The sequence below is a fragment of the Staphylococcus cohnii species complex 1663 genome (assembly GCF_041008415.1).
GTDB classification, from domain to species: domain Bacteria; phylum Bacillota; class Bacilli; order Staphylococcales; family Staphylococcaceae; genus Staphylococcus; species Staphylococcus ureilyticus.
The window spans coordinates 1-20,921 of the sequence record NZ_JBFDVL010000014.1 but is presented as its reverse complement, the minus strand read 5'-3'; the positions used below and the strand labels follow the sequence as shown (position 1 = coordinate 20,921).

16 protein-coding genes are annotated in these 20,921 nt (G+C 31.4%); 3 read left to right on the top strand and 13 right to left on the bottom strand.

Annotated features, from left to right (window positions below; translation table 11 throughout):
• Window positions 1-83 precede the first annotated feature (83 nt).
• The gene (locus AB1J10_RS12395; RefSeq protein ID WP_046208542.1) at window positions 84-1,061 is read right to left on the bottom strand and encodes an LCP family protein; all 978 of its coding nucleotides are present in this window, start codon (window positions 1,059-1,061) and stop codon (window positions 84-86) included.
• 140 nt (window positions 1,062-1,201) lie between these two features.
• Between AB1J10_RS12395 and msrA the strand changes: the two genes are divergently transcribed.
• The gene (gene msrA / locus AB1J10_RS12390) at window positions 1,202-1,702 is read left to right on the top strand and encodes a peptide-methionine (S)-S-oxide reductase MsrA (RefSeq protein WP_046208543.1); all 501 of its coding nucleotides are present in this window, start codon (window positions 1,202-1,204) and stop codon (window positions 1,700-1,702) included.
• Between the two features lie 57 nt (window positions 1,703-1,759).
• Here msrA and AB1J10_RS12385 read toward each other — a convergent pair whose 3' ends face one another.
• The 11 genes from AB1J10_RS12385 to parE all read right to left on the bottom strand — a co-directional run bounded on the left by AB1J10_RS12385 (window position 1,760) and on the right by parE (window position 18,446).
• Window positions 1,760-2,671: a D-ribose ABC transporter substrate-binding protein gene (locus tag AB1J10_RS12385; protein WP_064208990.1), complete on the bottom strand. Its 912-nt coding sequence runs from the start codon at window positions 2,669-2,671 to the stop codon at window positions 1,760-1,762.
• 15 nt (window positions 2,672-2,686) lie between these two features.
• A complete protein-coding gene (locus AB1J10_RS12380; RefSeq protein WP_070037744.1) occupies window positions 2,687-3,634 on the bottom strand; it encodes an ABC transporter permease in 948 nt (315 codons plus the stop codon).
• The gene (locus tag AB1J10_RS12375; RefSeq protein WP_064208991.1) at window positions 3,621-5,111 is read right to left on the bottom strand and encodes a sugar ABC transporter ATP-binding protein; all 1,491 of its coding nucleotides are present in this window, start codon (window positions 5,109-5,111) and stop codon (window positions 3,621-3,623) included. The genes AB1J10_RS12380 and AB1J10_RS12375 overlap by 14 nt, the downstream gene beginning before the upstream one ends.
• A gap of 12 nt (window positions 5,112-5,123) precedes the next feature.
• A complete protein-coding gene (rbsD, locus tag AB1J10_RS12370) occupies window positions 5,124-5,513 on the bottom strand; it encodes a D-ribose pyranase (protein WP_070037747.1) in 390 nt (129 codons plus the stop codon).
• 49 nt (window positions 5,514-5,562) lie between these two features.
• Window positions 5,563-6,567, bottom strand: a complete 1,005-nt coding sequence (locus AB1J10_RS12365; protein ID WP_070037750.1) for a LacI family DNA-binding transcriptional regulator — start codon at window positions 6,565-6,567, stop codon at window positions 5,563-5,565.
• A gap of 375 nt (window positions 6,568-6,942) precedes the next feature.
• Window positions 6,943-7,509 carry a hypothetical protein gene (locus AB1J10_RS12360; protein WP_070037768.1) on the bottom strand — a complete coding sequence of 189 codons (567 nt, stop codon included), beginning with the start codon at window positions 7,507-7,509 and terminating at the stop codon, window positions 6,943-6,945.
• 432 nt (window positions 7,510-7,941) lie between these two features.
• Window positions 7,942-10,464 carry a bifunctional lysylphosphatidylglycerol flippase/synthetase MprF gene (mprF, locus tag AB1J10_RS12355; protein ID WP_070037772.1) on the bottom strand — a complete coding sequence of 841 codons (2,523 nt, stop codon included), beginning with the start codon at window positions 10,462-10,464 and terminating at the stop codon, window positions 7,942-7,944.
• A gap of 273 nt (window positions 10,465-10,737) precedes the next feature.
• Window positions 10,738-11,970, bottom strand: a complete 1,233-nt coding sequence (locus AB1J10_RS12350) for an AI-2E family transporter (RefSeq protein WP_064208996.1) — start codon at window positions 11,968-11,970, stop codon at window positions 10,738-10,740.
• Window positions 11,971-12,355: 385 nt separating this feature from the next.
• Complete coding sequence (locus tag AB1J10_RS12345) at window positions 12,356-13,801, bottom strand: alanine/glycine:cation symporter family protein (RefSeq protein WP_046208551.1); 1,446 nt, start codon at window positions 13,799-13,801, stop codon at window positions 12,356-12,358.
• 251 nt (window positions 13,802-14,052) lie between these two features.
• Window positions 14,053-16,455 (bottom strand): DNA topoisomerase IV subunit A, encoded by a 2,403-nt coding sequence (parC, locus tag AB1J10_RS12340; RefSeq protein ID WP_369003134.1) that lies wholly within the window; start codon window positions 16,453-16,455, stop codon window positions 14,053-14,055.
• Entirely contained in the window at window positions 16,452-18,446 is a 1,995-nt protein-coding gene (parE, locus tag AB1J10_RS12335; RefSeq protein WP_164987281.1) for a DNA topoisomerase IV subunit B, read from the bottom strand. The genes parC and parE overlap by 4 nt, the downstream gene beginning before the upstream one ends.
• Before the next feature lie 202 nt (window positions 18,447-18,648).
• Here parE and plsY point away from each other — a divergent pair, with 202 nt between their 5' ends.
• Both plsY and AB1J10_RS12325 read left to right on the top strand, forming a co-directional pair.
• The gene (gene plsY, locus AB1J10_RS12330; protein ID WP_046208729.1) at window positions 18,649-19,257 is read left to right on the top strand and encodes a glycerol-3-phosphate 1-O-acyltransferase PlsY; all 609 of its coding nucleotides are present in this window, start codon (window positions 18,649-18,651) and stop codon (window positions 19,255-19,257) included.
• A 461-nt stretch (window positions 19,258-19,718) separates the two neighbouring features.
• Window positions 19,719-20,015: a HesB/YadR/YfhF family protein gene (locus AB1J10_RS12325; protein ID WP_046208554.1), complete on the top strand. Its 297-nt coding sequence runs from the start codon at window positions 19,719-19,721 to the stop codon at window positions 20,013-20,015.
• Window positions 20,016-20,219: 204 nt separating this feature from the next.
• Here the strand turns inward: AB1J10_RS12325 and menI are convergent, their stop codons facing one another.
• Window positions 20,220-20,681 (bottom strand): 1,4-dihydroxy-2-naphthoyl-CoA hydrolase MenI, encoded by a 462-nt coding sequence (menI, locus tag AB1J10_RS12320; RefSeq protein WP_046208555.1) that lies wholly within the window; start codon window positions 20,679-20,681, stop codon window positions 20,220-20,222.
• Window positions 20,682-20,921: the final 240 nt, after the last annotated feature.

Genomic DNA, 20,921 nt, shown 5'->3' with positions numbered 1-20,921 from the left:
TTGGCATATCATTGGCACACGGATTAGTCCTTATAGCGTGAAATTTGTATTCCATTCTCATTTAAATGAATTCACTAAACTCGTTATTCATTCAAAAATTTCTGTACTTCCTTTTTATTTTTGGCTTTATCGATTTCTAACGCACTACCATCCATTGGTGATTGGATATCTTGATAAGTGTTTTGTATAGGTAAAGTAATAGAATCTACCTTTTTATCACCACGTATTCCAAAATTCAAACCAGTTTGAATGAGTGCAGAATCAGGCATATTTGTATTTAAATAACCTCTCAAAATACCCGCAACTCGAGGTAATTTAGGTAGCGTATCCAAACTCGCTAATTCTTGTTTAAGTGATTGCATGACTTGTTGCTGACGTCTTACACGACCGAAATCGCCTTCTTCATCATGTCTAAATCTAGCATACCCTAATAATTCTTTACCATTTAATCGATGATGACCTTTCTTCAGTGACACACCTATATTTTTAGACATATCTTTTTCAACATCAATTGGAACACCATTAGGTTCCAATTCATCAATCATTTTTTCAAAACCAGTAAAATCAAGAATTGCATAATACTCAGGGTCTATACCTAAATTTTTCTTTAATGTTTGTCGCAATAGTTCAGGTCCACCGATAGAATAAGCAGAATTAATTTTATGTTGACCATTTCCCGGTATATCCGCATAAATATCTCGCATGACAGACATCATCTTCATTTTTTTATGAATATAATCATACTGTGCAATCATAATCGAGTCGGTTCTAGAAATACCACCTTGCTCTTTATCTGCACCTAAAACCATAATTGTGATTTTTCCATCATTTTTTTTAGCACCGTTAAATTTGTGTTGCTTGAGCGTTTTGCCCTGATCTTTTGCGTATTCAATACCTGATTTATAACCATGCACAGAATAGCCAACAATAATGGCTAAAATAATTACAATAATTAAAATTATAATTGGAAATTTTTTTAATTTTTTCTTTTTTGTCCTACGCATCGTCGGTTGTTCTTCTGTGTTTGTGCTTTCTTTACTTCTGTGTTTATGTTCATTCATATGTAATCAACCTTATATCTTCAAAATTGCACTGCTATGTACTATAATTAACATATATTAAAGTTATATAAAAACTGAATAAAAATCAAGTAATATCTTAATATATGGTACTAAGGTCTAATATGGAAAGGATGTTAAACATGAATATAAATAAAGCATACTTCGCTGGAGGTTGCTTTTGGTGTATGGTCAAGCCTTTCGACACATTTGAAGGGATTGAGAAAGTGACTTCTGGTTACATGGGAGGTCATAAAGATAATCCGTCGTATGAAGAAGTTAAGACGGGTGACACCGGGCATTATGAAACAGTTGAAATAGAGTATGATGTCGCTCTATTTTCATACAATAAATTATTAGAAATATTCTTTTCTGTAATAGATCCAACTGATGAAGGAGGACAATTCCAAGATAGAGGATCACAATATAAAACAGCAATTTTTTATACAAACGAAGACCAAAAAGCAGTAGCTGAAGATTATGTAGCACAATTAAAACAAACTATAGACAAAGAAAAAGCTATTGCAACAAAAATATTACCCGCTTCTACATTTTATGAGGCTGAAGCAGAACACCAAGATTTTTATAAGAAAAACCCTGAACGATATGCTCAAGAACAACAAGAACGTCAAAAATATAAGTAAACAAAAAAACCGGTGCTTTTGCATCCGGTTTTTTGTTTACTCGCACTTTAACATAAATTACTGCCGCTTCATTTCTAAAGGAATTTTATTCTTTTTCTCAACCTTTTTACCATTATATAAATCCATTATCGTTTTAACACTTTCTTCACCCATCAAATTAGGTTGTTGCGCCACTGTAGCAAATAGCTTACCTTTTTCAACAGATTTAATCGCATCTTCATTACCATCGAAACCAACGACTTTAATGTCTTTATTTCCTATCGCTTCTACAGCACCTAATGCCATTTCATCATTTTGAGCAAAAATAGCTTGTATTTCAGGATGAGCTTGAATAATATTTTGTGTCACATTTAGACCTTCTGTTCTATTAAACTTAGCACTTTGTTTGGAAACTACATCAAGTGATTGATCTGCGACGTTATGGAAACCTTTACCACGTTCACGTGTAGCACTGGCACCTGGGACACCTTCAAGTTCAGCTACTTTCGCATCTTTACCTAATTCATCAACAATGAGTTTCCCTCCCATCTCACCGCCTTTGATATTATCCGATGCTATAAATGAAGCAACATCCCCTTTAGCTACATCTCTATCTAATGTAATGACTGGTATTGCCTCATCATTTGCGATTTGAATACTACCTGATATCGCATCAGAATCTGTCGGGTTTACAATCAAGTAATCTACTTTTTGTTGAATTAAGTCATCAATATCATTAGCTTGTTTCGCTGCATCATCTTGAGCATCTGCAAACTTAACTTTGACGCCTTGTTTCTTCGCTTCTTTTTCAATACCATCTTTAATTTTCACAAAAAAAGGGTTATTTAATGTAGAAATACTCACACCAATAACAACATCAGATTTTTTCTTATCTACTTTACCATTGTCATTTTTTTCTATAGGTGATTCTAGTGAACAACCTGTTAAAAATAATAATATAGCTGTTACAGTTATAAAAAGCTTTTTCAATACCAACACCCCCTGTTATTTGTTTTTTCTATCTAAAAGTACTGCAATGATAATCACGACACCTTTAACCACTTGTTGGTAAAATGAAGATACACCTAATAAATTTAAGCCATTGTTCAAAACACCGATAATTAACACACCAATCAACGTCCCAACTATACGTCCTTTACCACCTGTAAGCGAAGTACCGCCAAGAACTACTGCTGCAATAGCATCTAATTCATAGGACATCCCTGCAGTTGGTTGTGCCGAATTTAAACGTGAAGTTAAAATTGATCCTGCCATAGCTGACATTAAGCCGGCTAAACTATAAATCATTATTTTAATTTTATTGACCTTAATCCCTGAAATAAATGCCGCCTTTTCATTACCACCCATAGCATAAGTCTGTCTACCAAATACAGTTTTATGCAGCAGGATATATAATATGATAAATGTAATAAACATCGTGACAGCTGGTACTGGAATACCTAAAAAGTAGCCTCTACCAAATAATTGAAATGCATAACTACCATTTAAATTTGTAATAGGATTTCCATCTGTAATAACAAGTGTTAGCCCTCTAAATACGGTCATTGTAGCTAATGTCGCAATGAAAGGCGCCATTTTACCTATCGTGATGAGCAAGCCATTTATAGCACCCAATACCGCCCCAAATATGCAACCTATAAATAAAGCTACAATAGAATCCATACCAGAAACCATTAAAATCGCAACAAATGCACTAGATAAGGCAAGTGTCGATCCTACTGATAAATCAATACCTCCAGTTAATATTACGAAAGTCATGCCAAATGCAATTAAACCATTAATTGAAACCTGTCTTAATAAATTAAATAAATTAGAAGGCTCTAAAAAAGCACTATTTAATACACTGATAATAACAACTAATAATATTAAACCAATAAAAGGTATAATTTTTTCTAAATACGAATAAGAAAATGATAATTTAGACTGCTTCATTTAATTTTCCTCCTGTAGCTAAAGTCATAATACGCGCTTCCGTGATAGCTGAATCTTCTAATATGCCTGCAATGGAACCTTCATGTACAACTGCAACTCTATCACTCATGCCTATAATTTCTGGTAATTCTGATGAAATCATAATAATAGACATACCTCGGTCCGTTAATTCATGCATCAATTGATATATTTCTCGTTTAGCACCTACATCGATGCCACGTGTTGGTTCATCTAATATTAATACATGTGGTGCAGTCGCAATCCATTTAGCCAAAACAACTTTTTGTTGATTACCACCAGATAAAGTGCCACATATATCTCCTATTTTGCCTTTAATATTTAAACGCTGAATCATCTGTTCTGAATATTGTTCCATAGCATGTTGTGTTAAAAATCCAGAGCTTGAAAAGCTTTTTAAAGCTGGTAAAGTAATATTTTCTAAAATTGAATCTTGTAAAACTAACCCTTCTTCTTTTCTATTTTCTGTAATAAAAGCTAAACCTTGTGAAATAGATTGATTAGGATTTTGAATTTGTAATTGTTGATTATTTAGTTTTATCGTTTTATTCCCTTTATCTAATCCAAAGAGTACTCTCATAATTTCTGAACGACCCGCACCCATCAAACCACTAAAGCCAAGTATTTCTCCTTTATGTAAATCAAAATGTATATCCTTTAAATGATGTTCATCTGAATCTAAATTTTCAACAGTAAGCACAACATCTTCTTGATGATACTGTCTAACAGGGTATTGATTATCTAAATCTCTACCAATCATAGATTTTACTATTTCAGCATGTGTCGTATTTTGTATTTCCTTAGTTAAAATCGAACGACCATCTCTCATAACTGTAATACGATCTGAAATTGTAAAAATTTCTTCCATTCTATGAGAAATATATACAAAAGAAACGCCATCTTTTTTTAAATTTTTAATTTGTTCAAATAATGTATCTATTTCATTATTTGTTAAGGCTGCAGTAGGTTCGTCCATGATAATGATTTTTGATTTTTCCATTAATGCTTTACTGATTTCAAGCATCTGTTGCATACCAACGGATAAAGTGCCTGCCATACGATTTAAATCGATTTCAATATTTAGTTTTTTAAAAATGGCCAAAGCACGTTGTTTCATTTTTTTATTATCAACAATGCCAAAAAATTTTGTTTCTTCTTTTCCTAAAAACAAATTTTCAAGTACTGTAAGATTAGGCCAAATATTTAACTCTTGCTGAATAAACGACACACCATTTTGTTCAGCATCTATTGTATTTTTAAAGTGTATTGGCTGACCATTTTCTAAAACATTACCACTATCCGCATTATATACGCCAGTTAATATTTTCATAAGCGTACTCTTACCAGCTCCATTTTCACCCATTAACGCATGTACTTCTGCATCATTGATTTCAAAATCAACACCTCTTAAAACATCATTTTGACCAAATGACTTATATATTTGATTCATCGTTATCATATTTTTCACCCCTTAAAATAAAACACCACTAGATAAAATTACATTAGCGTAAGGTGTCGCTTCACCTGTTCTTATAATTGCTTTTGCTTCCTTACTATACATTTTTAAATTTTCATGAGATCCCGTGACCATATCAATATTTTCAGCTAATAATTTCACATATAACTCACTATTTTGTTTTATCATTTCATTTGCAATAGTAAGCTGTTCAATTGCCATATGTTCTTTAACTACATTAAATACTTCTTCAAATGATGGATGTCCAAAAGTTAATGCTAAATCTATTTTTTTAACACCATCTGGTACCGGCAGTCCACAATCAGCTATGATAATTGTATCTGTATGACCTAAATCACTAAGCACTTTAGAAATTTCGCTATTTAAAATACCAGTTTTATACATTTAAATCCCCTCTCGTTAAATCTTATTTTATGTAACCCGTTACACATTACTACTTAAATCTAATACTATTTCTGCGTTTAATTGATAACTTTAACCTATTATCTTGTTGTTCAATTATAGAATTTTTATTTAACTTTAATAAAATTGATACCGCTTGCTGCCCTAAAAAATATGCGGACTGATCAATAGTTGCAATTTGAGGAAACGTCATTGCAGAAAAAGGTATATTATCATAGCCCACAATTTGAATATCCTCGGGAACTTTCAATTGAAATTGTTGAACAAGGCCCATCGTTTCAATTGCCAGTACATCATTGCTGCATATAATACTATCAATCTGTAAATCTTTAATTAATGAAATAAATGCACTTTTATTATTTAATGTTTCTGCTGAGCAATCATAATAGCTCACATTATAGTTATTCAATTCTTGTTTAATACCATCTGTCCTTAATTTAAATGCCCGTATATTCAAATCTAAATGGAGGATCAAAATATTTTTTGCTTTACCTTCTAACACAAGTCGAGCTTGTAATTGTCCGCCTTCAAAATGATTCATAGAAATACCATTACCTTCATTTTCAACACGATCTACAAATACATAATGAATACCTTGTGACACTAATAACTTTTCAATTTGATCATCAGCAAATGCTGTTGCAATAACACCTACACAATTATAAGCATTGAAAGTGAATAAATACTCTTTCGCCTTATCAACATCGTTATCACTATTTCCAATTAAAACTTGAAAACCGTGCGCAAGCGCTATATCTTCAACACCTCTTGCTATAAGTGTAAAAAAAGGATTACTGATATCTGGTAATAATAAGCCAATCATTTTTGACTTACGTTTATATAATGTACGTGCTGCTTCATTAGGTTGATAGTTAAGCTCATGAATCGCACGTTCAATTTGTATTTTTGTTTGAGCTTTGACATATCCATTATTATTTATCACTCTAGATACCGTTGCTACTGAACAACCAGCTAACTTAGCTACTTCTTTAATTGTAACTATAAAAATCACCTCTATTTTTGTAACCGTTTTCATATTATCATAATCATTTACATTTTGATAGTTTATTTGAAAATTTAATTATTGTAATATTTAATATCCTATATTTTTTTAATTTATTTATATAACACGAAAACGATAATTTATAGTAATCAAATCAGCAGTATAAATAATTTTTTATTTTATGATCAAAAAATTAGCGTTAACTTTTCTATTAAATAATTATATAAGCAGTTGAAATCAGTTATATTAAATTCGTACTTATACAAATTTTTATTTAGCGCTTACCTCATTATGTTTTTAAAATATATTTCTGTCATATCGTAAAATTCAAATAAAAAAGACTCATCCAGTAGTTCGGATAAGCCCTTTATGCTGATAATAAAATTTTTATTTTCTCACATTATAAATTTATTTTATAGTAGACACTTGATCTATATTCTCTATTGCTTTCACCTTTTTATTTGAATCAAAATATACTTTAACAGAGAAATAATTGGATGGATTATCATCGTATATCATCGTACCATTGTGATTATTGTGTACTCTATAACCATGTACTTGCGAAAATGATTCAATAGTAACATTATCAGGTACAACAAAAATTCGTTGAACTTTATTATTTTTGAATAAAAAAGCCATGTCACCATATTTATGTGATTTCATATTAGCAATTTGTATTGTTTTTTCACTATCACCAAAGTATGTTTCAACTTTGTGTTTGTCCATGCCTTTAGAAACGTGCATATAATGATTTCTTACATCACTATTCATAAAATTTTCACTGAATTGTTGTGACAAAACATTGATCTTAGGCAATTTATACTTGGTCTTTTTCTCCTGTTTAAATTTTTCGTTTTGAGCAGATTGATTTGAACCTTTGTAATTTGTATGTATGTTATCATATAACGATTTAATTGAGAGTGTTAACGCAACTAAAAGCATCACGATTACCAAACTAATTATAACTTTTTTCATTTCCCCACCCCATTGTTCACTCTGCAAACATTAATATTTACATATTACTACATTATATTGAAATTTTAAATGTATATTAATAATATAACAAATGAAAATAATTCAAAAAGCTAATGTTACTACAGTGTAAAAGCATAATTATATTTCAAAATGAAACCAACTATATAAAATGTTAATTTTTATTCAAATAAGATGATATCATGATGTTGAAAGCGTTTTCTAATGATGATATATTATAAATACACCTTGAACAAAGGGTAACTAGAAATTCATAAATATAGTTAGAGTCAAAATGATATTTAGAAAGTATATCGTTAGTTTATTAAAAAGTAGTTAATAACTTCTCCGGCGTTAACTACAAAAACCATTAAAAACTATAACTCCAAAAAACAACCAACAATCATTAACGGGATTGTTGGTTGTTTTGTTTTATTATTTTTTTCTAACTACACGCATGACTTTTGTCATACTTACCCACAATGAGTTATCTTTACGATACACTAAGAACCTTGGCTGCCAATTGGGATTAAACTTTTCTTTATAACGTCTTAATCCTTGAAATCTATATAATCCATTGAAATGCTCAAATACTCTACCTGCAAGTCTTTCTCTATAGAAAGAAAAAGGTACTTTACCCACATTAGACAGTGTAGCCATGCCCATATTAAAGTATTGATACTCATTTGCCTTAGCCCATAACAGCATATGAAGATATAAACTATCCATCAGAGGTAAGGAGGTATCTGATTTCCAACGTATTAAATCAATAGACACAGTTGAATTATCATTAACAGGCATAAATGTACAAAAACCAATTATAGCATTCTCTTTATCTTTAATAACTCCGATCGGCGCCTTCGATATATAATGTTCACTAAAATGTCCTACTGAAAATTGCATTTCTGTAGAGCCTGATAACCAATCATCGCTTATTTGTTTTAATTCATCAAAAACGTTTTTTGAAAAAGGAGGTTCTAATATCTCAAAAGTACACCCCAAATCATCTAACTTATTTAAAGTAGCACGTAAACCACGCTTCTTTTTACCTGAAGTAGTGAAAGTTGATAAATCAATAATGGCTTCTTCACCTAATTTAAAAAACTGATTTCCAAAATCATGATAAATTGACATATATTTATCAGAGACTTGATAGAAAATAATGTCGTAACCTAAATATTGAGCTTCATTATAAAATCTTTCGAGCAACTCATGGAACGAAGCGCTATTTCCAATGGGGTCACCTAAAACAATATAGGCATTCCCCTTATAACGATACATCACAAATGCGTCTTGTTGTTCATTAAAGAAAAACTTCTTATCACCACTGTATATGAGATGACTTAAATAATTTCCACCAAATTTCTGAATAATCGTTTCACATTGTTCTAGTTTTTGACCGCTGCCTGCAGATTTGAATCTTGCTTCAAACCACCACACAACAACACTAACTATAATTGCTACTGTAATAATCGTGAACCAAAAATAATATCTCAAAAGAGACGTATCTACTTCTATATGATAAACATCTAAAGTGTAAAATGTATTTTTTATAAACACATGATTAATGAATAACACAAGAGTCCCAATAATTACACTAGACAATAGTTTCGTATATCTAAACGGACGCTTTATGACACGTGCGCTTCTATAAAATACAACGAGCATTACAAACATAGTAATTAACCAACCTAAAAGTACCAAAGAAGGATAGGTATAAACAGTGACACTAAATATGATAATGATTGAACAAATTGCAAACAAAAGTGCTCTCTTAGATAAATGATATACACCTATCACATTTAACAATAGTAATAGGCATGCACATGTATGAATAGAAGCGATAATATAATAAAACGCATGGTTATTACTATATAACCCATCATAAATTATTGTAATGTTATTAAAGAAAAATAAAACACTCGTAAATAAAAGTAACAATGCAATGGAAAATGCTGGTATCCTAGTTAAGATATCTTTTTGATAAGATGCTAAAAGTGATGACATATCTTTCACAGGTATCATAATTTTAGAATCATCCAAATAACGTTTCGCCGTATTTCTAAATTCAAATGTTGAGAGAATAAGGGCAATTAAGACAGGAAATAAGTAATAAGCAAACCTGTATAGCAATAAAGCTAAAATAATTTTTTCTTCTGGAATATTTAAACTTTTCAATCCTAGTAATAGTACCAAATCAAATGTACCAAATCCTCCAGGAATAAAACTGATTAACCCTGATAATGCACCAATGATAAATATTCCCATAAATACAGAAAAATGCACCTGTATACCAACAATTAATAATGCCATATATAATACTGCAGAAGCAATCATCCATTCAATACTAGAAACAATGGTGCAATAAATTCCAGTCAATTTACTTTCTTTATTTACTGGTTTCCAAATTGTAATAAAAATAAAAATAGGCAAAAACAACGCAACAACATACATTAACCATCTAACCCAAGGGAACGGACTAAATACATGTCTAACATCAAACACATGAAATACTACTAAAATAGAAAGCATACTTAAACCCGTCAACATGGAGATTAAAACAATAGAAATAGTATGCAGTAATGCTTTTTTATCTTCTGTAGTATCTTTATATAATAAAAATCTTACACTCGCTCCTATGAATCCTCCAAAGCCCAATACTGCGTTCAAAGCATTTACAATATATCCTATACGTACAGTTTTAACTAAAGATATCTTCAAGTGTAATGCTTTAGCTAAAATCACATCATACATTGATAATACCAGTATAGCTAGACCACCACTCAAAAAAAGCACAACCAACCATACACTATTAATATCTTTTATAGAATGAATCGTTTCTTTTAAATTTATATTTGCTAGTTCTTTATATAAAGTAAAAACAACAAATATAAATAATGAAAGTGCAAATAAAACTTTCATTATCGTTAATATTTTATTTACTAGCTTCTTTGACATGTGTTCACATCACTTTTCTATATTCATATAACATTTAAAATATAGCACAATTTTTATTTTTTATAAATAATTTTTATACGAGTTAAATATTACAATATTGTTAGACCACACACTCAGTTACAAAAAATATAGACATACTTTCATTTTATATGCACAACAATAAAAAGTATCTTAATATATCAAATCACTTAACAACATGTCATTCCACTTCGGTTATGATAAGAGGCTGAGACAATTGATTTGTCCCAGCCTCTGTCGTACATTATTTATAATTTAACTTTTACGAATTTCTTCATCAGAAGTAATTTCATATTCTCCTGCATCATCACCATAATATTTGTTATAACGACGTTTGTACATTGTATATAAATGTGAAACTAGTACTTTCAATATTGCATAAGCAGGAATACCTAAAATGACACCGACAACACCTAATAAATTACCTGCACTTAATAAGATGAATATAATTGTAAGTGGGTGAATTTTCAATGTTTTACCCATGATATTTGGAGAAATAAAATGCCCTTCAATAAATTGGACAGCCGTCCAAACTATCACTAACTTCAACAACATAATTGGTGAAGTAATTAAAGCAATAATAATTGCTGGTGATATCGCAATCGTTGGACCAATATATGGAACAACACTAGTAACTGCAGCTATTGAAGCTAAAATTAAACTGTAGTCTAAACCGATGATACTATATCCGATAAATAATAATATACCAATACAAAACGATACAATAATTTGTCCTTGGATATAAGAACCAACTTGTAGACTCATTTTATCTAACAAATCATGAAAGTCTTTTCTAAATTTAGGGGGCATTAAGTTTGTTGAAAACTCTTTGAAGCGGTGCCCATCTTTTAACATAAAGAATAAAACAAATGGTGTTGTAGCAATTACCACACCAACATTCACTAATGCTTCAGCAAAATTTTTAACTTTAGAACCAAAACCATTAAAGTAATCAGACACCATTGAAGGTAATTTTTTAGCCAATGAATCTAATTGATCTTGAATTTGACCATAAAAATTAGAAATTAAAGAGTATTTCGTTACACTATCTATAAATTTATTAACCTTATCTACATAGTACGGGAAGTTATTTCCAAAACTTTTAAACTGAGCACCAATTACAGGTATTAATAAATTAATTGCTAGCGCAATAACACCAATAATGACTAAGAATAATATGATTACACCCCAAAGTCTTGAAATATTATACCGTTCCATCAAATTAACTAATGGGTTAAATAGATAATATAATATAATCGATACAATAATCGGTGCTACAATTGTATTAAAAACAATTATAAATGGTTTAAAAATATAAGAAACTTGATCAAATATAAAAATAGCACAGCCAATAAATATTAATATAAGCAAAGCAAAAACTAAATCTTTGCCACCTAAAAATTTCATAAAGCGTGTTTCAGGGAAACTTAGTTTTAATCTATTTTTCTTAGATGTCGTTTCTTGTTTTAAATTATCTTCATTTGACATAACATCACCAAACCTTATTTTTCAAAATATATTGCTTATTTAGCGCATAGCAAAAAATAATGCACCTTTGTAATACAATACATAACGTTCAATATTTAAAATAACTAATGTTAATCATAACACAATGACCATTTACCAAACATATATTTTGCCATGTTTTATTAAAAATTAACTAAACATCCTAATAATAGCAACGAACAATATGTATTAATACGATATAAGTATATTATATTAAAATATAAAAATGTATATTAAAAAGCAGTAATATAAAATCAAATGTTTATCATCCATTTTATATTACTGCTTATATATGAATTATTATTAAAGAAACTATGATAATGATGTTGAAGAAAATTCAAATCTTTGCATTAATGTTTAAATACAATTATTTCTTCTTCATTCCCCAACTCTCAATACCAAACAAGTTAATTTCTAACTCTTCAGGTTTAAATACAGGTTTTTTGCCAGCTTTACGTTGACGTTGGTAATCATTCATAACTGCAAAAGCAATGTTAGATAAACCAATAATAGCAACTAAGTTAACGATGGCCATTAGACCCATAAACACATCTGCTGTACTCCATACCGTTTCAGTTTTCACAACAGCACCGACGAAGACAAGTACAACAACTAAACATCTGAAAATAAATAATACTGTTTTATTTTCCCATAAAAATTCCATGTTCGATTGACCATAGTAGTAATTACCAATAACCGAAGAAAATGCAAATAAAGTGATAGCAATCGTTAAGAAAATACCGCCTGCACTACCTAAGTGTTCATTTAAAGCTGATTGTGTAACTGCAACGCCTTGTGCTGCATTCTCTCCAAATTCTAATCCTGTATATAATAAAATCATGATCGCCGTTGCTGTACATACTAGCATCGTATCAAAAAATACGCCCAATGATTGGATTAAACCTTGTTTAACTGGATGTGGCGCTGCAGCAGTAGCAGCAGCATTTGGCGCAGAACCCATACCAGCTTCGTTTGAGAACAAGCCACGTTTTATACCTTGCAGAACGGCTGCTCCAATCGCGCCTCCCGTTGCTTGTTCAAATCCAAATGCATTTTTAATTATAGTTGCAATCATCGGTATGATTTGATCATAGTTAAATATTAATATTACAGCAACTAATCCTATATATATAATTGCCATCACAGGTACAATAATCGAAGATAATGTTGCAATACTTCTTACCCCACCAAATATAATAATAGCAGTAATAATAGCTAAGATTACACCCGTTATAATAGGACTTACATTATATTGCGTTTTTAATGATTCAGCTATTGTGTTTGATTGTACTGTATTAAAAACAAATGCAAATGTCACTGTGATTAGCACCGCAAACACAATGCCTAACCATTTTTGATTGAGTCCCTTAGTTATGTAATAAGCTGGTCCTCCACGATAACCACCTTCTTCATCAGGTACCTTGTACACTTGCGCAAGCGTTGCTTCAATAAATGCACTGGCTGCTCCGATAAAAGCAATAATCCACATCCAGAATACTGCACCAGGACCGCCTAATACAATTGCTGTCGCTACACCGGCTATATTACCTGTGCCAACACGAGAACCTGCACTAATCGCGAATGCTTGGAATGGTGAAATACCTTTTTTCCCATTTTCTAACGTTTCAGGTTTTTCTCCAATTGCTCGAAACATTTCCGGTATCCATCTTAATTGTACGAACTTAGATCCAATAGTAAAAAATATACCTGCTGTGATTAATAGTCCAATTAAGTATTGTGACCAGATTAAATCATTCCCGACTTGAACAAATGCTTTGAACCAATCCGGAATCAAACTATCAAAATTGCTCAATTTAATCCCTCTCATCTATACAATTTAATTTTCATAGTAAAATCAAGAGATTTATAGTCGCATTCATGTTTATAAACAAAATTCAATGCTTATGTAGACATGAAAATGAATGAATCAGTTCAGTATAAAACATTACGCCTTGCACTAAACTTTTTCACATTGCTATAAATCTCTTGCTTCATTTTTGTTACACCTTATAGGTATTTTATCATTATATTGTTGTATTTACTAACAAAATTTTAAAATTAAAGTTATTTAACAATCATACTAACAACGTCGCCAAACTCTTTAACATCTACTACAAAGCTGCCATTAGTATATTGTTCTGATAAATGAATATCTTTAATATTGCCACTTTCTTCATGTTGTTTTGAATATATTGTATAAATCGTATGATCTGGCTGCACAACGTTAGCTGCTACGATGCGATGCGGTGATTTTTTAAGCTCTTTTAATAAAGTAATACCACGTTGTGCACGTTTGGCATTTTGTAAAATATTGAATCCTATGCGTTTTAATGAACCTCGTTGTGTTGCCATCAAGATCGTATTTTTTTCATTAACGATTTGGGTTAAGACAACAAAGTCTTCACTTTTAAGATTAATCGATTTAACACCAGCGGCTCTAAGTCCTGTATCTGATAACTCTTCACTACTGTAAGTTAATGACATACCTTTGTGTGTTAGCACGGTAATCGCTTGAGGTTCATCTAATCTCATTACATTTATCACTTCATCATTATCTTTTAGTTTCATAGAAACAAGTGGTTTGTTATATCTTGATGTTTTAAACATAGAGACATTGCTTTTCTTAATCATGCCATTGCGCGTAGCTAAAATATAAAATGCGTCTGGTCTAAAATCATTTTCACAGTAAACATCGATAACATGCTCGCCTTCATCAATGGGTACAATCTGTGATACATGCTGTCCTAAATCTTTCCACTTAATCTCTGAAAGTTTATGAACTGGAATATAAAGATGTCTGCCTTTATTCGTAAATACTAATGCTGTGTCTAATGTATTGACTTCTTGGTATTTGAGCATTGCATCGCCATCTTTCACACCTAGCTCCTCTACACCACTTGCATTAAAGCTACGTAACGATGTTCGTTTAATGTAACCATGTTTCGTAATACTCATAATCACATTTTCACTTGGCACCATAACTTCTTTATCAATCTTAATTTCACTGATTTCAGCTTCTATAGAAGATAAACGTTGTTGTTTATATTTATTTTTAATTTCGCTCAATTCTTCCTTGATAACATTTAACAAAGCATCATGATTATCTAATATATTTTTTAAATGTGTAATTTTAGCTTTTAATTCATCATGTTCTTCTTGTAGTTGTACAATATCTGTATTTGTCAGACGATATAACTGCAACGTAACTATCGCCTCAGCTTGTGCTTCTGTAAAATCAAACTCAGAAACTAAATTATCTTTAGCATCTTTTTTATTTTTTGAATTTCTAATGAGCTTAATAACTTCATCTAAAATTGACAAAGCCTTCATGAGACCTTCTACAATATGCATTCTACTCTCTGCATTATCCAATTCAAAACGTGTACGCTTTGTAACTACATCAATTTGATGATTGAGATAACTGTCTATAAATTGACGAATACCCATAAGAAGCGGTCGACCATCACTTATTGCTACCATATTAAAATTATATGCCACTTGTAAGTCTGTATTTTTATATAAATAATTAGCAACCGCTTCGCTATTAACATCTTTCTTTAATTCGATGGCAATACGTAACCCTGTACGGTCAGTTTCATCACGTACTTCTACAATACCATCTACTTTTTTATCTGCTCGCAGTTCATCCATCTTTTTAACAAGTGCACTTTTATTAACTTCATAAGGTAATTCAGTAACGATGAGTTCTTTTCTACCATTTCTTAATTCTTCAACATCAACTTTAGAGCGCACAACAATTTTACCTTTTCCGGTTTCATACGCTTTCTTAATACCGTCTATTCCTTGAATAATACCACCAGTAGGAAAATCGGGACCTTTGATATACTTCATCAACTGGCTTACTGTGATATTTGGGTTATCTATATACTTCAATGTTGCTTGAATAACTTCAGCGAGATTATGCGGTGGTATATCCGTAGCATAACCTGAAGATATGCCTGTACTTCCATTAATTAACAAATGTGGCAGTCTAGCTGGTAAAACCATAGGTTCCATTGTCGTATCATCGTAGTTAGGCATAAATGGCACTGTTTCTTTATTAATATCTCTTAATAGCTCTTCTGAAATTCTGCTTAATTTCGCTTCTGTATAACGCATAGCTGCTGCTGGATCGTTATCGATACTACCATTATTACCTTGCATTTCTATCAAAACATGTCGCAATTTCCAGTCCTGACTTAATCGAACCATCGCATCATATACAGATGAATCACCATGCGGATGATATTGTCCGATGACATCACCGACTGTTTTTGCACTTTTACGGAAATTTTTATCAAATGTATTACCACTAGCATACATAGCGTATAAAATACGTCTTTGAACAGGTTTAAGCCCATCACGAACATCTGGTAATGCACGCTCTTGAATGATGTATTTACTATATCTACCAAATCGGTCGCCAATAACATCTTCCAGCGACAAATCTTGAATTATTTCACTCAATTCATTTCCTCCTCATCAGAATAATCCTGTTCTAGTATTTGAATTTCATTGTTATCCAGAATACTTTGATCTTCTTGAAGACCAAATTCAACGTGGTTTTCAATCCACTCACGTCTAGGAGCTACTTTGTCTCCCATTAAAGTTGTTACGCGTTTCGATGAACGTAACTCATCATCAACTTGTACTCGAATCAACGTTCTTGTATCTGGGTTCATCGTTGTTTCCCATAATTGATCAGCGTTCATTTCACCTAAACCTTTATAGCGCTGTAAACTAAATCCTTTACCTAATTTTTTTTGTAATTTTTCTAATTCTTCATCTGTCCATGCATATTCTATTTTCTTAGAAGCACCTTTACCTTTTTCCAGTTTGTATAATGGCGGTAAGGCTATAAATACTCTTCCTGCTTCTACTAAAGGTTTCATATATTTAAAGAAAAATGTTAGTAAAAGCACTTGAATGTGCGCACCATCAGTATCAGCATCTGTCATTATAATGACGCGGTTATAATTGCTATCTTCTAATTTAAATTCATTACCTACACCTGCACCTATTGTGTGGATAATCGTGTTAATCTCTTCATTTTTAAAAATATCTTCTAAACGTGCTTTTTCAGTGTTTATAACTTTACCTCTTAATGGTAAAATCGCTTGATATTTGCGGTCACGTCCCAATTTTGCAGAACCGCCAGCTGAATCACCCTCAACTAAATACAGTTCTTTTTTCTCTGTATTCTTACTTTGTGCAGGTGTTAATTTTCCTGATAACAACGTATCTTTCCGCTTATTTTTCTTACCAGATCGCGCATCTTCTCTTGCTTTACGTGCTGCCTCTCTTGCTTGCTGGGCTTTTAATGCTTTTTTAACGAGTGCTTTTGACAATTGTCCTTTTTCTTCTAAATAATAAGGTAATTTTTCAGATACAACAGAATCTACTGCACTTCTCGCTTCAGGCGTGCCTAACTTAGACTTAGTTTGTCCTTCAAATTGTAATAATTCTTCTGGAATACGAATAGAAATAATCGCTGTCAAACCTTCACGTATATCATTACCATCTAGATTCTTATCTTTTTCTTTCAATTCATTAATACGTCTAGCATAGTCATTAAATACTCTCGTCATGGCTGTTTTAAAGCCAACTTCATGCGTACCGCCATCTTTAGTACGTACATTATTGACAAAACTTAAGATACTCTCCGAATATTGATCATTATATTGAAATGCGACCTCTACTTCTATTCCATTAGCAGTTCCAACAAAATTTGCTACATCATGTAACACTTCTTTCCCTTCATTTACATAACTTACAAATTCTTTAATGCCATCTTCATAATGGAATACATCTTCTCTTTCTTTACCAGATCTTAAATCCTTAAGCGTAATTCTAAGATTTTTAAGCAAAAATGCTGATTCTTGTAAACGTTCGCTTAGCACGTCATAGTTAAAAGAGGTTGCTGATTTGAAAATTTCAGCATCTGGTTTAAAGGTAACTTTAGTACCTGTTTTTTTAGTTTTCCCTAGTTTTTCTAAGCCTGTAGCTGGTATACCACCTTGACTGAATCGTTGTTTATAAATAGCACCATCTCTGTAAATTTCTACTTCTAACCATTCACTTAATGCGTTTACGACTGATGCACCTACACCATGTAAACCTCCTGAAGTTTTATATCCACCTTGTCCAAATTTACCGCCTGCATGAAGTACTGTAAATATTACTTGAACAGTTGGTTTGCCCGATGTATGAATACCAGTCGGCATCCCACGTCCATCATCTTCTATAGTAATACTTTCATCTTTATTTATTGTAACTGCTATTTCATTACCAAAGCCGTTTAATACTTCATCGACGGAATTATCGACAACTTCATACACTAAATGATGTAATCCTCTTTTATCGGTAGAACCAATATACATACCAGGTCTTTTTCTAACAGCTTCTAGCCCTTCCAAAACCTGAATGGAATCATCCGAATAATTATTTTGTTTGTTCATTGCCAATCGTTTCGCCCTCCTACAAACGTACGTTCGTTTTTAAAACTATACATTAGTTATTCTTATATAAATCTTGATAAATTGCAAGTATCAAATTATATTTGAACCGTGTTTTACTACAGTTATAAATTTTTGTTCGTCTAACCGTGGTCATATGTGGTAAAATAATTTTAATGTCATTAAAGGATGTGGATTATGTATGGTGATGATAATAATCATGTTAATTTTAAGTTATCTCATTGGTGCTTTCCCAAGTGGCTATGTAATAGGTAAATTATTTTTCAAAAAAGATATTAGACAATTTGGTAGTGGGAATACAGGAGCAACAAATAGTTTTAGAGTGTTAGGTAAACCTGCAGGATTCCTAGTTACATTTTTAGATATATTTAAAGGATTTATTGTTGTATTCTTACCACTTTGGTTACCAGTACATGCAGATGGTGCTATTAGTACATTTTTCACAAATGGACTCATCGTAGGCGCATTTGCAATTCTAGGCCATGTGTATCCAATTTACCTTGGATTTAAAGGTGGAAAAGCAGTTGCCACAAGTGCAGGTGTGATACTTGGAATCAATCCTCTACTATTACTCATTTTAGCAGCGATTTTCTTTGGCATACTTTATTTAACAAAGTATGTATCACTTTCGAGTATCATAGCATCAATCTGTTGTGTTATCGGTGCGCTGTTAATTCGTGATTATATCTTATTAGTCGTGAGTTTCGGTGTAGGCGTCTTATTAATATTTAGACATCGAACAAATATCGTGAGGATTTTTAAAGGCGAAGAGCCAAAAATTAAATGGATGTAACTATTACAAAAGTCATTAGCAATCAATAAAAAAAATAGCAAACATTGCTCAGTCTGAGATATTCTTATGTCTCAACTATTGAAAAGTAGAAACGAATATTTGGCTAATAGAAAACGACAACACAAAAACTTGTTTATTAGCCAGTTTCCCAACATAGTGAAACAGAAATCTTTAACATAGACTTCTGTTTCACTATTTTTTTATTCACTAAAATAACAATATACACTTCAGAATATTATAATAGTCTTAATTATGTCACACTAATTCACAACATTTTTAAAAATTCTTTGCCCTCACCCTAAAACATATTGAACAATTTGAATTTAAAGAAAATAATACTTAATTATGTTATACTACTTTTATTGTTACTCAAATTTGGGTAATAGATATAGTACTAATTTAAAAATTAGTAACCAATGGTCACAAGTTTTAAACTTGTGAAATGAGAGGGGACTTTTATTATGGATATAAAACTTTCAGATAACGCTGTATCTTGGTTTAAAGATGAACTTGATTTACCTGAAGATAACAAAGTCTTACAATTTTTCGTTCGCTATGGTGGAGAATTCCAATTAAAACAAGGATTTAGCCCTGCATTCAGTGTTGATCAAAAAGATGATGTAGAAATTGGTTACGAAAATCATTTTGACGGCTTAGATGTAGTAATTGCAGAAAAAGACTTATGGTATTTTGAAGACCATGATTTATTCATAGACGTCAATGATAGTGTCGATGAAATTTCATATTCTGCTAAATAATAATAGAACTCAATTCACATAACACAATTGATCATTCATATATAAATATATACTTAAAAAGAGCCTGGTTCCATTCCAGGCTCTTTTTATTTATCATTTTGATAATCTTGTGTACATTTCAAAAACACATTGCAAATCAATCATTGTATATAAATACATACGCATACACTTAATTATGCATTTATACATTTAACTACAACTATATTAAAGTATGCCATTTTTCACTTCAAATGTTTCTCCTGCTTGATTTCTTTTATCTACATCGGCATACATTGCATGCCATTCAGGAAAATATCTATCCAATCTAATAGGCTTAAAGTTATCCTTTCTAATACAAGTCAAAACAGTTGAACCAGTAGTCGCTAAATCACCTACTTCGTTATATACTTCATAACGATAAATTGATCTTAAACGCGTATATTTTTCAACCCATGTCTTAATTTTCACAGTTTCAGGATACTGTATTGTTTTTATATACTTAATATCTAAATCTGTAACCGGTGAAATAATACCAGATTCTTCCATAGCTTTATAGCTAAAACCTAATTTTGATATATAATCTGTACGTGCAACCTCAAACCATGTTGGGTAATTACCGTGATAAATCACACCCATTTGATCTGTTTCTGCATAACGTGAAGGAATTTCTGTAATACTATAAATCATTATAAACGTCCTCTTTTCAATTGTTCGTAGTACTTATATATAAATATTAACATAAAAAAGAATGCAAGGCAGAAATCACATTTTAAAATTCGTTGATTATAGACTCACCGAGCTAAAGATAAAACGCTAACGTTTAAAAAATCTATTCAACGTTCGCAAATCAAAACCACCCGTATAACGGGTGGTTTGTTCTTCGGCTATAAGCCTTTGTTACTGACCAGCCCTGATAAGGGCTCTGAA